We start from the raw sequence: 15569 nt of genomic DNA, 5'->3' as shown, positions 1-15569 counted from the left end.
TTGCAGACTTTTCAAACGTGTTTTTTTCTATATAATAAAAAATAGCAAGGAAAAAAAGATGCAAAAAGTAGTAGCAGTCGTTGGTCCAACCGCAATTGGCAAAACAAGTTTAGCGATTGCGTTGGCGCAAAAATTGAATGCAGAAATCATCTCCGGAGATTCGATGCAAATTTATCGTGAAGTTGAGGTAGGAACAGCTAAGGCCACGGACAGTGAACGTCAAGCGGCAAAACATTATTTAGTAGATACACAGTCTGTATTTGCGCCATATTCAGTTGCAGACTTTGTGCGTCAAGCGAAAAATGCAGTAGAGTTAATTGCAGAAAGGGACAAATTACCTTTACTTGTAGGTGGTACTGGCTTTTATGTTAATGCACTATTAAACCAGCTGCAATTAGGCGAACAAGATGATCAAGGACAAGCGATAACAACTAAATGGCAAACCTTTTTTGAAGAAAAAGGGCCAGAAAAGCTATGGCATCAGTTGAAGCAGCAAGATCCAGTAGCTGCCAGCAAAATTCCCGTTAATAATTCGAGGCGAGTTTTGCGTGCATTGAGCGTTATTGAACGAACTGGAAAAAAATTTTCCGAGCAGCAGGAGAAAATTTCCCCTCGCTATGATTATTTAATTATTGGATTAAATGCTGAACGTGAAGAAATATATCGCCGAATTGATCTAAGAGTTGATCAAATGATGAAGCAAGGATTGTTGCAGGAAGCAAAGTTTATTTATCAGAATCGTGATCGGGAATATCAGGTTTTGCAAGCAATTGGTTATAAGGAGTTTTTCCCATATTTTGACCATAAAAAGACCTTGCAAGAGTGTGTGACAAATTTAAAAACCGCCTCGCGACATTACGCTAAACGTCAATTGACGTATTTGCGTCATCAATTACCGGTTACGTGGTTTGACCCTTTGAGTGATTCGCATTGTATAATAGAGATAGAACAGAAAGTCGAGGAATGGTTAGATGAATAATTGGTCACCAGAGTTACAAACAATTGTAGATGAAATTGATGTACAAATTGCGCCACAATTAGCGAAAATTGACAATAATATTCTTTATAATCAAAATAAAGTTTTACATGCTTTCAAAAAAAATTCTGTTGCCGAAGCTGATTTGATTGGCAGTACAGGTTATGGCTCCGATGATAGCGGCCGTGATAAGCTTGATCGAATGTATGCTGAGATTTTTCATACGGAAGATGCTTTGGTTCGATCCCAGTTTGTTTCTGGTACGCACACGTTAGCAACTGCAATGGCCGGAAATCTTCTTCCAGGAGACGAACTAATTTATTTAACAGGGATGCCATACGATACCATGCAACAAGTAATTGGTATTGCTGGTGATGGTCGTGGCAGCTTAAAATCTTATGGTATTAAATTTTCTCATGTTGATCTTAAAAATGGTGAGGTTGACTTTGACATAGCTAGAAAATTATTAACAAATCATCAACCTAAAATGGTCGTAATTCAACGTTCTCGTGGTTATGATACTCGCCAAAGTTTCACAGTTGATAAAATTAAATCGATGATCGAATTAATTCGGGAGACTAGCCCTGACAGTATTATTTTTGTTGATAATTGTTATGGTGAATTTTCTGAGAAACATGAACCAACTGAGTATGGAGCTGATATTATGGCGGGATCACTTATTAAAAATGCAGGTGGTGGCTTCGCTAAAGTTGGTGGATATGTGGTTGGAAAGCATGAGCTAATTGAAAATACTGCAGTTAGGCTAACAGCTGGAGGAATTGGCCGTGAAGAAGGTGCAAGTTTAAATAATAATCTAGATTATTTTGAAGGTTTATTCGTTGCGCCTAGTGTAACAGGAAATGCGATTAAAGGTGCAATATATTCCTCCGCGTTGTTAGAGCGGATGGGTGCAGAAGTAACACCAAAATGGAATGATGAACGGACAGATTTAATTCAAGCTGTAATTTTCCATAATCAAGAAAAAATGATTAGGTTTGCGAAAACTCTTCAAGCAAACTCGCCGATTAACTCTTTCGTTGATCCGGTGCCAAGTAATGATGCTGGGTATGAAGATCAAGTAATTATGGCCGATGGTTCCTTTATAGAGGGTGCAAGTATTGAATTCTCAGGTGATGGTCCAATTCGTCCACCATATGCAATTTACATGCAGGGCGGTCTTACCTATGCACACGTCAAGCTGGCGATTACCAATGCAGTAAATGATTTATATTTTTAAACAGTAAAATTAAACTTTATTAAAACTAAAGCTTTAGTAAAGTATCGCAAAAACTGAATAGACCAATTGACAATTATTTAACGATTTGCTAATCTTTATTCAGATCTAGCTGGGTTACAAATGATCAGTTAGACTATACCAATAGATGGTGAAATGTATTTTTATAGGTGGAGCAGTATGACAGAAAAATTTTCAGCAGATGATATTAGAAAAAGTGTCGTTGATAACGATATACGCTTTTTACGGTTAGCTTTTACAGACATTAATGGTACACTTAAGGCAGTTGAGGTTCCAAATAGTCAACTCGAAAAGGTATTAAGTAATGATATTCGTTTCGATGGCTCTTCAATTGATGGTTTTGTTCGATTAGAAGAAAGTGATATGGTTCTTTATCCCGACTTTTCAACTTGGTCAGTTTTACCTTGGACAGATAGTCAAGGGGGGAAAATTGGTTCCTTGATTTGTTCGGTTCATATGACTGATGGGCAGGCATTCGATGGTGATCCGCGCAATAATTTGAAACGGGTTATTAAACAAATGAAAGAAATGGGATTCTCTGCCTTTGATATAGGATTTGAAGCAGAATTTCACTTACTTAAACTTGATGAAGATGGCAACTGGACAACTGAGGTTCCAGACCATGCCTCTTACTTTGATTTAACTTCAAACGATGAAAGTGCAAGTTGCCGACGGGATATTGTTGAAACACTCGAAAGTATCGGCTTTGAAGTTGAGGCTGCTCACCATGAAGTTGGTGATGGTCAGCAAGAAATTGATTTTAAGTTTGATGATGCCTTAACAACGGCTGATCGGGTGCAGATGTTTAAGATGATTGTCAGAGAAATTGCAAAGAAACATGGCTTGTATGCAACTTTCATGGCTAAGCCATTGCAGGGACAGGCTGGTAATGGAATGCATACCAATATGTCCTTATTCAGAGGTTCCAAAAATGCTTTTTATGATCAATCAAATCAATACCACTTGTCAGATACAGCGTTGTATTTCTTAAATGGTATTTTAGAGCATGCTCGAGCAATCACTGCCGTGGGTAATCCAACCGTCAATTCATACAAGCGATTAATTCCTGGCTTTGAGGCACCTGTATATATTTCATGGGCATCTAAGAACCGCTCTCCAATGGTTCGGGTGCCCTCTGCTGAAGAAGTAAACACACGTTTAGAAATGCGTTCAGCTGATCCAACTGCCAATCCATATTTATTATTAGCAGCTTGCTTAACTGCCGGTCTTGCCGGTATCAAAGAAGAAAAGATGCCAATGGATCCAATTGATTGCAACTTATTTGAAATGAGTGAAGAAGAGCGTAATAAGCTTGGAATTAAACCACTTCCTTCAACATTGCATAATGCATTGAAAGCTTTTAAGAAAGATCAGTTGATTCAGGATTCTTTAGGTGAACATTTAACTCAAAGTTTCATTAGTTCAAAGGAATTAGAATGGTCACAATATACACAGACTGTTTCCGCTTGGGAAAGAAATAGATATATGGGTTATTAAATAAAATTTAAATTGAAAAAGACTCTTTAGCAATACCTAATGATAGGTTTGATAAAGAGTCTTTTGTTATTCTTCTAACAAAAAAAGCAGGATAAACCTGCCTAGTAAGCTATTGAAATTTTTCTCCCCATTTCCAAGGATCTTCATGCCATGTCTTAAGAGCTTCATATTGCTCAGGAGTAATATAGTTTAATTCTTTTTCTTTTTGCAATAAGTTGGGGTAAGTTAACAATGGAGTGAAGTCAACTTTGGCCTTAGCAAAATTCTCCTTGGTGTCTTTAAGATAATAGGTAAAGATTGATGCGACACCGACCACTTTTCCACCCTCACTTTGCGTAGCTTGAACTGCATTTAGAACAGACCCCCCAGTTGTTATTAAGTCATCAATTAAAACAATTTCATCATCTGAACTAAATAAACCTTCAATTTGTCTGCCTTTACCGTGATCTTTTGGCTTAGGCCGAACATAGATCATTGGCAATTTCAGTTTAGCTGCTACCCAAGAAGCATGAGGGATACCAGCTGTTGCAACTCCACCAATAATAGAAACGTTAGGATATTTTTCCTTAATTAAGTTGGCAAGACCATCAGCAATTGCGTCACGTAACTCTGGGTAAGACACCGTGAGACGCAAATCTGTATAAATCGGAGATAACATTCCGCTAGCATAAGTATATGGCTTATTGGGTGAAATAGTAATGATTTTTTGTTCAACTAATTGAGTAATGATTTTTTCTTGATTCATTTAACTAAACTCCTTCTTAATAGTTTGATATATTTTTTTAGGATTTGCCGCTTGTGTAATTGGCCTCCCAACAACAATTGCGCTTGAACCAAACTTTAGTGCTTTTTTAGGAGTCGCAATTCGTTTTTGATCGCCAGCCTGGTTATTTGCCAAGCGGATTCCGGGAGTAACATATAAAAAGCTGTCGCCAATAACTTTCCTTAATTTTTCTACTTCCAAGGGTGAACAGATGACTCCATCAGCACCAGCATTTTTGGCAGTTTGTGCCAAACTAAGTACTTGATCAGCCATTGCCAAATTGCAATTTTGTTCATTTGCTAAAATTTCATTTGATATTGAAGTTAGTTCAGTTACTGCTAAGAGCTTGGGTATTTCCAAATGCTCCGGGGTGCCAGCAATTAAGCCTTTTTTGGCAGCTGAAATCATTTCACTTCCGCCTAAAGCATGAACCGTTATGCAGAAAACACCCAGCTGTGCAAGTTGTTTGGCTGCAGCGTAGACTGTATTGGGAATGTCATGTAATTTAAGATCCAAAAAAATGTGGTAACCTTGTTTAACTAATTGTTTAACTAAGCTGTCACCTGCATGATAAAAGAGTTCCATCCCAATTTTTAAATAAGTTTCATTTGGGGCACCTAGTTGCGTCAAAATTTTAGTTAACTCATCTTCCGTATCAAAGTCTAAGGCAACAAAAACTGCTTTTTCCATTAAAACCCTCCAAAAAAAGCCTATTTAGGTACTGAGCGCATCAAAATAGACTTTTTCATTTATTTTATTTTAGTCAATATTGAACTTGCGGTCTCACTGTACCGTTTAAAGTAATTTAATTGAGCTTACCACCTTCTTCAACAAATTACAACCAATTTTTAACCTTTTCAAAATTTAAAAAAAGTGTAGAATTGACTTCAAAATAATTGTAATGTCTGTGAGCATACATTTTGGAGGCAAAAATGACAAAAATAAGTGTTAACTTACCGGGATTAACTCTAAAAAATCCTATCATGCCAGCTAGCGGAACCTTTGGATTTGGTGATACATCAATAGCAAAAAAGTTTGACTTAAATCAACTTGGTGGCGTGGTAATCAAAACAACAACACCGCATGCCCGAAAGGGCAACCCTCAACCACAAATTTCTGTGTTAGAGAATGGGGTTTTAAATTCGGTTGGCTTGACTAATCCTGGTGTTGACAAGGTTGTAAAAGAAAAATTACCTAACCTCAAACGACAATATCCTGATCTACCCGTAATTGCAAGCGTTGGTGGTGAGAGTGAGGAGGGTTATTTAGAAGTAGCCCAAAAATTAAGTGCTTCTGGTTTCGTTGATGCATTAGAAATCAATTTTTCTTGCCCCAATGTCAAGCATGGCGGGATGACTTTTGGAGTTAATTCAGCAGTTGTTGAAAAGATGACGCGTTCTATTAAATCAATTGTTGATATTCCAATTTATATTAAATTAACACCGAATGTAACCAGTATTCAGGAAATCGCGTGTGCTGCGGAACGTGGCGGAGCTGATGGTCTTACATTAATTAATACAATCATGGGAATGAGGATTGATTTGCAAACACGGCGACCAGTCTTAGGCAATAACGTGGGCGGCTATTCTGGAGCAAGTATCAAGCCAATTGCATTATACTTAGTTAATCAAGTACGTCAGGTAACTGATTTACCAATTATTGGAATTGGCGGAATTGAAACTGCTCAAGATGTTGTTGAATTTATGTTAGCAGGGGCTAATGCAGTAGAAATTGGTAGTGCTCATTTTCATAATCCATTTGTGTGCCCCGAAGTGATTCAACAATTACCAACAGTGCTAACTGACTTAGGTATTACCAATATCAATGACTTAGTTGGTCAAGTTAAATTTAATTAAGTTAATAGTTGACAATTTTATTGGCAACCCCTATATTTAAAAGAGAAAATCGTCCTTAAAATTAGTCCCGTGAGGCTAACAAGGCAAGCTTATTAAGTGATAACTTTTAGAGCAAGCACCTAGTCTCCTGTAGATTTAGGTGCTTTTTCATAGATAAATAAAAAGGAGAAAAAATGGCAAAAATTATTTGGGATGCACTTATGATGAAGCGTGCTTTAACGCGACTTACTTATGAGATTATTGAACGTAACAAGGGAACCGAGAATTTGGTCTTGGTTGGAATTAAAACTAGAGGCATATATTTAGCAAAGCGAATACATGATCGGATTGAAAAGCTTGAGGGCGTTGATGTTCCTTTGGGTCAATTGGATATTACCCTTTACCGTGATGATCGTCATGATGCATCACTGAAACAGGATCCAGTAGTTAATTCCACAACCGTTGATGTGGATGTAAATGATAAAAATGTAATTTTAGTTGATGATGTTATTTTTACTGGTCGAACAATCCGGGCAGCAATGGATGCATTAATGGACTTAGGAAGGCCTAGTTCGATTGCAGTGGCTGTTTTAGTTGATAGGGGGCATCGTGAACTTCCAATTCGGGCCGATTTTGTCGGTAAGAATATTCCTACGTCGTCTCATGAGCAAGTTGCCGTTAACGTTGAAGAAATAGATCATCAAGATAGTGTCGAGTTAAAACCAATGTCATAAATAAATATTTTAATTCAGCCATTTAATTGACTTCAGAGAGGGTCAGAAGGGTTTGAGTTTTTTTGTGAGCGGCTATAACTATTTTGCCAAACAAAAAATTCCCTGATGATAAACCTGAAGCTAAAGTTGCTTTAGGTTTATTTTTTTATCAAAGAAAGAGAAATTATAATGAAACAAACAAATTTAGTCACTTTGACACATTTTGTCAATGTTGAGAGCCTTGGGATAAGTGAAGTTGAGGCATTAATTGAAAGAGCTGAATATTTTAAAAATGGTGGGCCGCAGCCTAGGCTAACTCAGCCAGTTTATGTAACCAATATCTTTTTTGAGAATTCCAGCAGAACACGGACTAGTTTTGAAATGGCTGAACGAAAATTGGGCCTGACGGTAATACCGTTTGATTCAACACATAGCTCAACTAAAAAGGGAGAGACACTTTATGACACTTCATTAACAATGGAGGCTTTAGGAATAAACCTTGAAGTTATTCGTCATCCGGAAAACGAATATTATAAAAAATTAATTCAGCTTCAAACTGACCAAAATCTTAAAATGGGAATAATTAATGGTGGGGATGGAAGTGGGCAACATCCGTCACAATGTATGCTCGATGTGATGACGATTCATGAACATTTTGGTGATTTTAAAAACTTGAAAGTAGCAATTGTGGGCGATATTACAAATTCTCGAGTTGCTAAAAGTGATATGGAACTGCTGACTCGTTTAGGTGCCAAAGTCTATTTTTCGGGGCCAAGTTATTGGTATGATCACGAATTTGATCAATATGGTGAGTATAAAGAGCTTGATCAATTAGTCGATCAAGTGGACGTAATGATGCTCTTGCGTGTACAACATGAACGTCATACTGGGGATCCAAATGAACAGACATTTAATGCCGTAAAATATCATGAACAATTTGGTATTACACAACATCGCTATAATAATCTAAAAGCAAATGCAATTATTATGCATCCTGGTCCAATTAATCGAGGTGTTGAATTAGCCAGTGAATTAGTTGAGGCTCCTAAAAGTATGTTTTACCAGCAAATGCAAAATGGTGTTTTCATGAGAATGGCGATGATTGAAGCCGTTTTACGTGGACGTAAATTGGGAGGCCTTTCATAATGGAAACAGTAATTAAAAATGGTCTTATTTATACTAACGGCAGTATAAAAAAAGGCGATTTGTTAATTGAAAAGGGAATAATTAAAGAGATAGGAAGTAACTTGGTAGCTAATAGTGAAATTGACGCTGATAATTACTTGGTTAGTCCCGGATTAGTTGATGTGCATGTTCATTATCGTGATCCTGGGCAAACAGCTAAAGAAAATGTTCGAACGGGTTCTTTAGCAGCGGCCCATGGCGGCTTTACCACTGTATGTGCAATGCCTAATGTAATGCCTGTCCCTAATACTGCTAATTTGATGGCTCGGATGATAAAAAATAATAAGCAAAATGGTCAAGTTCATATTTTACAATACGGACCAATTACGGTTAATCAAACGACTTCAGAAATTCCTGATTATGCCAATTTGAAACAAGCCGGGTGCTTTGCTTTAAGTAATGACGGACACGGCGTTCAAAATGCACAAACAATGTATATAGCGATGAAAAAAGCACAAGAAAATAATATGATTATTGCTGAACACGCACAAGATGATTCTTTATTTAATTGCGGGGTAATTAATCAGGGACCTAAAGTACAGGAGTTTAAAGTAAAAGCAATAAATAAATTAGCAGAAACTACGCAGATAGCTCGTGACTTATTATTAGCACAAAAAACAGGGGTACATTACCATGTTTGTCATGTATCTACTAAAACTAGCGTTGAACTTATTAGGATAGCAAAAGCACATGGAATAAATGTTACGTGTGAAGTGACACCACATCATTTGTTGCTGAACGAAAATGACATTACACAAAATGATAGTAATTTTAAAATGAATCCACCACTAAGAGCTTGCGAAGATCAACAAGCCTTAATTGAAGGATTATTGGATGGCACAATTGACTTCATTGCAACAGACCATGCACCGCATACTGTTGTTGATAAAAAGGGTGGGTTTGCTCAGGCAGCTTTTGGTATCACTGGTAGTGAAACTGCATTTAGTCAGTTATACACACATTTTGTTAAAACTAAAATTTTTTCACTAGAACAATTACTTAGCTGGATGTCGACAAAGCCCGCGCAAACTTTTGGTATTAATACAGCTGGAAAAATTGCTATTGATCAACCAGCTGATTTGGCTATTTTTGACTTAAAAACCCCAACGGTTATGACTGAGCAAGATTATTTTTCTAAAGGAAAAAACACACCCTTTAGTGGTCAAAAAGTTTATGGTGAAACCAGGATAACGATGGTTGATGGTCAGATTATTTACCATAAGAAAGGCAGATAAATGAGATATTTAGTACTAGAAGACGGCAGTGTTTATGAAGGAGCTGCTTTTGGTGGTCAGCAAGAGAGTCAAGGTGAAGTTGTTTTTACAACTGGGATGACTGGCTATCAAGAAGCAATTACTGACCAATCATATGCCGACCAAATTTTGGTTTTTACTAACCCATTAATTGGTAATTATGGTATTACGTTAGCCGATTATGAATCACTTGAACCGGGAATCAAAGGGGTAATTTGTCATCAAATTGCTCGCCAACCAGATAATTGGCGTATGCAAACCACACTTCCTGATTTTTTGTCAGACTTGAATATTCCAGGGATTGCTGGAATTGATACTCGCGAACTAGTTAAGAAATTACGCAAATATGGGACTATGCGTGGTCGAATATGTAATAGTAAAGGTGATTTTACGCAAGTTATACAAGAGTTGAAAACACTAAATCTGACTAAAAATGTAGTTAAAAAAGTATCTACATCAAAATCATTCCCAGTTCCGGGATCAAAGCGAAATATTGTAGTGCTGGATTTTGGTCTGAAGAATAGTATCTTACGTGAGTTAAGTAAGCGTGATTGCAATTGTATTGTTGTTCCCTACACAGTATCAGCAGCGAAAATTTTATCATTACACCCAGATGGGGTGCTCCTATCAAATGGTCCAGGTGACCCGCAAGAAATGCTTGAGACAGTTAAAACAGTTAAAAAGCTTGAACGTCACGTACCGTTAATGGGGATTTGTCTGGGACACCAAATTTTTGCTTTAGCAAATGGTGCTCAAACTTATAAGATGAAATTTGGTCATCGCGGCTTTAATCATCCCGTACGCGAAATTGCTACTGGGAATATCGGTTTTACTTCCCAAAATCATGGTTATGCAGTTAAAAGCGACTCAATTGATCCACAACAATTATTAGTAACTCATCTTGAAGTTAATGATGGCACAATTGAAGGCCTGCAACATAAAAAGTATCCCGCTTTTTCGGTGCAGTTTCACCCAGATGCCACACCGGGACCACATGATGAAGCGGGAATTTTTGACTACTTCATGCAGATAATTGACCAAAGAAAGGAACAAGAACGTCATGCCTAAAAGAACAGATATCAAAAAAATTATGGTAATTGGCTCAGGACCAATCATTATCGGTCAAGCTGCTGAGTTTGATTATTCAGGTACACAAGCTTGTTTGGCACTTCGTGAAGAGGGTTATCAAGTAGTATTGGTTAATTCAAATCCGGCTACTATTATGACAGATACAACAATTGCGGATAAAGTATATCTTGAGCCTTTAACGCTTGACTCAGTTTCACGAATTATTCGTAAGGAGTATCCTGATGCGATTTTGCCAACACTTGGTGGTCAGGTGGGCTTGAATATGGCACTGTCCTTAGCTGAAAGTGGTATTTTAGACGAATTAAAGATACAACTTTTAGGAACGAAACTAGACTCAATTGAACAAGCTGAAGATCGGGAGAAGTTCAAGGAACTTTGTCAAAAACTAGGTGAACCTGTACCACCATCTAAAAGTGTCAAAACAGTAACCGAAGCGCTAGCTTTTGGCAAAAAATGTGGTTATCCGATTATCGTTCGTCCAGCTTTTACAATGGGAGGCACGGGTGGCGGAATTTGCAATAATGCGACTGAATTAGTCCGGGTTGCAAAGAACGGTTTAGAATTATCACCGGTTGGTGAATGTTTGATCGAACGCTCAATAGCTGGTTATAAAGAAGTTGAGTTTGAGGTGATGCGCGATCATAATGACAATGCGATGATTGTTTGTTGTATGGAAAATTTTGATCCCGTAGGAATTCATACCGGAGATTCGATTGTTTTTTCACCATCACAAACCTTATCAGATAAGGAGTACCAATTACTTCGAGATTGTGCTTTACGGCTAATTAGAGCCTTGAAAATAGAGGGAGGTTGTAATGTTCAGCTTGCTTTGGACCCTAATAGTTTTGCATACGATGTGATTGAGGTTAACCCGCGTGTTTCGCGTTCATCGGCTTTAGCGTCTAAAGCAACGGGCTATCCAATTGCCAAAATGGCAGCTAAAATTGCTGTGGGGATGACTTTAGATGAAATCAAAAATCCAGTAACGGGAACAACTTTTGCAGAATTTGAGCCAGCACTTGATTACGTGGTTTGCAAAATTCCGCGTTGGCCGTTTGATAAATTTACCAAGGCTAATCGGACTTTAGGCACCCAAATGAAGGCAACAGGCGAGGTAATGGCAATTGGTAGAACAGCAGAGGAAGCCTTTCAAAAAGCGGTCCGTTCTTTAGAAATTGATCAAAAAGATTTTTATTCTCAAGCTGCTCATAATGCAACTGATGAGGAATTAGAAAAAAAGCTTGTTAAAGCACAAGATGATCGTCTCTTTTATTTAGCTGAAGCCTTTAGACGTGGTTATTCAATAAGTGATATTCATGAATTAACTAAAATTAACTTTTATTTTCTTGATATTGTCAAGCATATTGTTGAGTTGGAACACACGATTCAAGCTCATCCCAATGACCTTGATACACTTAAAATTGCCAAAAAATATGGTTTTACTGATCAAACTGTTGCTAAACTTTGGCACAAGGATGCAACTAGTATTCGCCAAATGCGCCACGATAACAATCTTATTCCGGTTTATAAAATGGTCGATACATGTGCGGCAGAATTTGCTTCGCAAACGCCATACTTTTATTCAACCTATGATTCGGAAAATGAAAGTCAAAAAGCGGATAAAAAAGCAGTTTTAGTTATCGGCTCAGGACCAATTCGCATTGGGCAGGGTGTTGAATTTGATTATGCTACCGTGCATTGTGTTAAAGCATTACAAAAAATGGGTTATGAAGCCATTGTTATTAATTCTAATCCTGAAACGGTATCAACCGATTTTTCAATTTCGGATAAACTTTATTTTGAGCCTCTAACCTTGGAAGATGTTTTGAATGTCTGCGACTTAGAGCAGCCAGAAGGGGTAATTATTCAGTTTGGTGGGCAAACAGCAATTAATTTAGCCGCTGGTCTTGAAAAAAATGGTGTTAAGATATTGGGAACTAGCGTCGCCAATTTAAATCGCGCAGAAGACCGCGAATTATTTGATAAAGCTGTTAAAGAATTGCACTTAAAGCAACCCCAAGGGATAACTGCAACCACTCATGAAGGTGTGATGCAAGCAGCAGAACAGTTAGGTTATCCAGTATTGGTTCGACCAAGCTATGTTTTGGGAGGAAGAGCAATGGAAATTGTTTATACTCCTAATGAATTAGAAGATTATTTGCAAAATCACGTTGATATTGCTGCTAGTCACCCAATTTTAGTTGATGACTATCTTGACGGACGTGAGTGTGATGTTGATGCAATTTGTGATGGACATCATGTGCTGATTCCGGGTATTATGGAGCATATTGAACATGCTGGTGTTCACTCAGGAGATTCGATGGCAGTTTACCCAGCCCAAACTTTTTCACCTGAGATTAAACAAAAAATTGCTCAAGTAACTAAAAAATTGGCTTTAAAACTTAATTGTCATGGAATTATGAATTTGCAATTGATTGAGCGTAATGGTGAAATTTATATTATTGAAGTTAATCCACGAGCTAGTCGGACGGTGCCATTTTTAAGTAAGGTTACTGGCATTGAAATGGCCCAAGTTGCAACCCGGGTAATTATGGGTGAAAGTTTACAAGAACAGGGGTATACTGACGGCTTAGCTGCTGAACCCAAAAGGATTAGTGTCAAAGCACCGGTCTTTTCTTTTAGTAAGTTGGCCAATGTTGATAGTTATCTTGGTCCCGAAATGAAATCCACTGGAGAGGTGATGGGCAGCGATCTTAGTTTTCCCAAGGCACTTTATAAAGCCTTTGCTGGAGCTAATATGCAAATACCAGACAATGGTAATGTTTTATTAACGATTGAAAACCATGACAAAAAAACGATTTTACCAATTGCGCAAAATTTTGCAGAGATTGGTTACCGGCTTTTTGCAACTAGTGGAACGGCGGCCTTTTTAAGACAGCATGGTCTACATGTAACTGAGGTAAGTAAGCTTCATTCTGAACAAGAAAATAATATTTTAACAGAGTTTAGAAATGGCAAAATTGATTTGGTAATTAATACAATGGGTCATGATCTTGCTCAAAATTCTGATGGTTTTGTAATTCGGCAGGCAGCAATTAATCAGAATATCCCATTAATTACTAGTTTTGATACAGCGCGTGCACTGCTTATTGCATTAGAGAATCGTTCTTTCTTGACTACTAGTTTAAATTAAAATAATGCTTTAAATATTATTCCTAAGCTAAGGTTTATATTTAAAGCATTTTTTAAATGAGCGCTAATTAAAATAACTTTTACATAAATGATCTATAGCTTAGCTGTAAACCCTAAAATTAAGCCAGATTTTTAAATTTTAATTTAGGACTAGTTTGCGATACTTGATCGGAGCTAGTATTTTTTCTACTCAAAGTCAAGTATATCAAACACTTAAATAGTAATTACTAGTAATTATTTAAGTGAAATGATAAAATATCATTAGAGGTGAGCAAAATGAGAACTATAAAGACTAGAAAACAGGGAAATTCAGTGATGCTTTCAGTACCAAAAAGCTTTGGTATCAAGGAAGGAGTAGCTACTATCCCGCGTATAACAAATAATGGTATATTTTATGAATTTGTTGATAATGATGATTTTTTTGATTTTGATACAGATATTCTCAAAGACTTGGTAAGTCAAAATTACTCTGGCCAAGAATTAATTGATAAGTTTCTAGAAGCCAAAAAAGCGATTCCAGAAGCAATTAATAAGTTGGCACAAGATGCAGAGCCAGAACCAATTATGACCAAAGAGGAGCTTGAAAAAGAAGTTGGCCTATAAAGTTAAATTGAGTAGTAATTCAATCAAAGTTCTTAAAAAAATTAAGAATAAGCAATTAAAGCAAAAATTTATTGATAAGATATATAATGATATTGCGATTACCCCTTATAGTGGAACTGCCAAAAAAGGTGATCTAGTTGGTATTTATGCCGTAGGGTTTAACTATGCTAAAGTTAGTTATCACATTGCTTATAAAATAGATCAAGACGAAGTAATAGTTATCATACTTTTAATCGGCTCACATGAAAATTTTTATCAAAAATTGAAGAACTTAATCTAAGGATTGATGTGAATCCTGAAATTAAGCAATGTCATTAAGTTAAGCCAAAAAGAGTCTGGGAAAAACTAGACACTAACAAGCAAAAAATCCGTTAGAACCTTTAAGTTCTAGCGGATTTTTCATATACATTTTTGCCTTGCCTTGATATTATTAATTCAGTACCAAAAATAAAAAGGTGGGCTTTTCATGTATCAAAATTATATCGCAGGTCAAACTGCTTTAACACTCAATTTAGATTTTTCTATTCCTAAAAATCATCTTGCTCAGGTTATTAGCACTTTTGTTGATTCTATTCCTGACAAGGTACTATTAGAAGACAAGTCAGTTACTGGTCGGCCGGCCTATCATCCAGCTATGATGCTTAAAATTTTGCTTTTTGCTGGCGGCAAGCATATTTCATATCACACAATCAATAACTTTAGGTCTAGTAAACATGCCAATCAGTTAATTAAACAGTCTTTTGTCTATTTTACTAACCTCCTGCAGGCAGAAGGCTTAATTAAAAAAGATGCCATCTTTATTGATGGGACTAAAATTGAAGCTGATGCCAACAAGTATACTTTCGTTTGGAAAAGAGCAGTGGAAAAATTTCATGCCAAATTAAAAACTAGTGCAATTAAACTTTATGATGAACTGATTCAAACAGAAGTAATCCAAGCGATCACGGAAGAAGAAGCCCAAACTAGTTATGGTCTAGCAATGATTGCCAGACAAACAGAAGCTACCACTAAGCAATTAGATAAAGAAATCGCAGCTGAGCCCCAAACCCCGCTTGGGGGTTCAACTAAGAAACGCCAAAGACGCAGTCTTAAAAAGGTACTGCATAAGTTGCGTAAGGATTTGATCCCCAGATCAAAAAAGTATGAAGTAGCAACAGAAATATTTGGCGAGCGTAACAGCTATTCTAAGACTGACCATGACGCGACTTTTATGCATATGAAAAAGGATCATATGAAGAATGGAGAAT

Annotated in this window: 13 protein-coding genes and 1 pseudogene; 12 read left to right on the top strand and 2 right to left on the bottom strand. The window is 37.0% G+C overall.

What is annotated here, in order from left to right; all coding sequences use genetic code 11:
- The first annotated feature begins 58 nt into the window (after window positions 1–58).
- From miaA to glnA, 3 genes are all read left to right on the top strand, one after another.
- Window positions 59–979, top strand: a complete 921-nt coding sequence (gene miaA / locus F5ESL0246_RS05415; protein WP_122018497.1) for a tRNA (adenosine(37)-N6)-dimethylallyltransferase MiaA — start codon at window positions 59–61, stop codon at window positions 977–979.
- Entirely contained in the window at window positions 972–2213 is a 1242-nt protein-coding gene (locus F5ESL0246_RS05410; protein WP_122018496.1) for a methionine gamma-lyase family protein, read from the top strand. Before miaA ends, F5ESL0246_RS05410 begins: the two co-directional genes overlap by 8 nt.
- A gap of 177 nt (window positions 2214–2390) precedes the next feature.
- Window positions 2391–3728, top strand: coding sequence for a type I glutamate--ammonia ligase (glnA, locus tag F5ESL0246_RS05405; RefSeq protein WP_122018495.1), 1338 nt, complete (start codon window positions 2391–2393; stop codon window positions 3726–3728).
- 109 nt (window positions 3729–3837) lie between these two features.
- On the opposite strand, the gene pyrE is transcribed toward glnA, so the two are convergent.
- Window positions 3838–4473: an orotate phosphoribosyltransferase gene (gene pyrE / locus F5ESL0246_RS05400; protein ID WP_122018494.1), complete on the bottom strand. Its 636-nt coding sequence runs from the start codon at window positions 4471–4473 to the stop codon at window positions 3838–3840.
- Entirely contained in the window at window positions 4474–5181 is a 708-nt protein-coding gene (gene pyrF, locus F5ESL0246_RS05395; RefSeq protein ID WP_122018493.1) for an orotidine-5'-phosphate decarboxylase, read from the bottom strand.
- A 242-nt stretch (window positions 5182–5423) separates the two neighbouring features.
- On the opposite strand from pyrF, the gene F5ESL0246_RS05390 reads away from it, so the two are divergent.
- The 9 genes and pseudogenes from F5ESL0246_RS05390 to F5ESL0246_RS05350 all read left to right on the top strand — a co-directional run.
- Window positions 5424–6347 carry a dihydroorotate dehydrogenase gene (locus tag F5ESL0246_RS05390; RefSeq protein ID WP_122018492.1) on the top strand — a complete coding sequence of 308 codons (924 nt, stop codon included), beginning with the start codon at window positions 5424–5426 and terminating at the stop codon, window positions 6345–6347.
- A 173-nt stretch (window positions 6348–6520) separates the two neighbouring features.
- The gene (gene pyrR, locus F5ESL0246_RS05385) at window positions 6521–7060 is read left to right on the top strand and encodes a bifunctional pyr operon transcriptional regulator/uracil phosphoribosyltransferase PyrR (RefSeq protein WP_122018491.1); all 540 of its coding nucleotides are present in this window, start codon (window positions 6521–6523) and stop codon (window positions 7058–7060) included.
- 168 nt (window positions 7061–7228) lie between these two features.
- Window positions 7229–8185 (top strand): aspartate carbamoyltransferase catalytic subunit, encoded by a 957-nt coding sequence (locus F5ESL0246_RS05380; RefSeq protein ID WP_122018490.1) that lies wholly within the window; start codon window positions 7229–7231, stop codon window positions 8183–8185.
- On the top strand, window positions 8185–9459 hold the full coding sequence (locus tag F5ESL0246_RS05375; RefSeq protein WP_122018489.1) for a dihydroorotase: 1275 nt from the start codon (window positions 8185–8187) through the stop codon (window positions 9457–9459). Before F5ESL0246_RS05380 ends, F5ESL0246_RS05375 begins: the two co-directional genes overlap by 1 nt.
- On the top strand, window positions 9460–10545 hold the full coding sequence (locus tag F5ESL0246_RS05370) for a carbamoyl phosphate synthase small subunit (RefSeq protein ID WP_122018488.1): 1086 nt from the start codon (window positions 9460–9462) through the stop codon (window positions 10543–10545).
- Window positions 10538–13720: a carbamoyl-phosphate synthase large subunit gene (gene carB / locus F5ESL0246_RS05365; protein ID WP_122018487.1), complete on the top strand. Its 3183-nt coding sequence runs from the start codon at window positions 10538–10540 to the stop codon at window positions 13718–13720. The genes F5ESL0246_RS05370 and carB overlap by 8 nt, the downstream gene beginning before the upstream one ends.
- A 275-nt stretch (window positions 13721–13995) precedes the next feature.
- The gene (locus F5ESL0246_RS05360; protein WP_122018486.1) at window positions 13996–14322 is read left to right on the top strand and encodes a toxin-antitoxin system; all 327 of its coding nucleotides are present in this window, start codon (window positions 13996–13998) and stop codon (window positions 14320–14322) included.
- The gene (locus tag F5ESL0246_RS05355) at window positions 14312–14602 is read left to right on the top strand and encodes a type II toxin-antitoxin system RelE/ParE family toxin (protein ID WP_122018576.1); all 291 of its coding nucleotides are present in this window, start codon (window positions 14312–14314) and stop codon (window positions 14600–14602) included. The genes F5ESL0246_RS05360 and F5ESL0246_RS05355 overlap by 11 nt, the downstream gene beginning before the upstream one ends.
- Before the next feature lie 186 nt (window positions 14603–14788).
- A pseudogene (locus tag F5ESL0246_RS05350) lies at window positions 14789–15568 on the top strand (transposase); the annotation flags it as partial.
- Window position 15569: the final 1 nt, after the last annotated feature.

It is taken from the genome of Lactobacillus sp. ESL0246 (assembly GCF_003692965.1).
GTDB lineage: Bacteria > Bacillota > Bacilli > Lactobacillales > Lactobacillaceae > Lactobacillus.
Note: the sequence above shows the minus strand (reverse complement) of the source record. Positions and strands in the feature narration are given on the sequence as shown.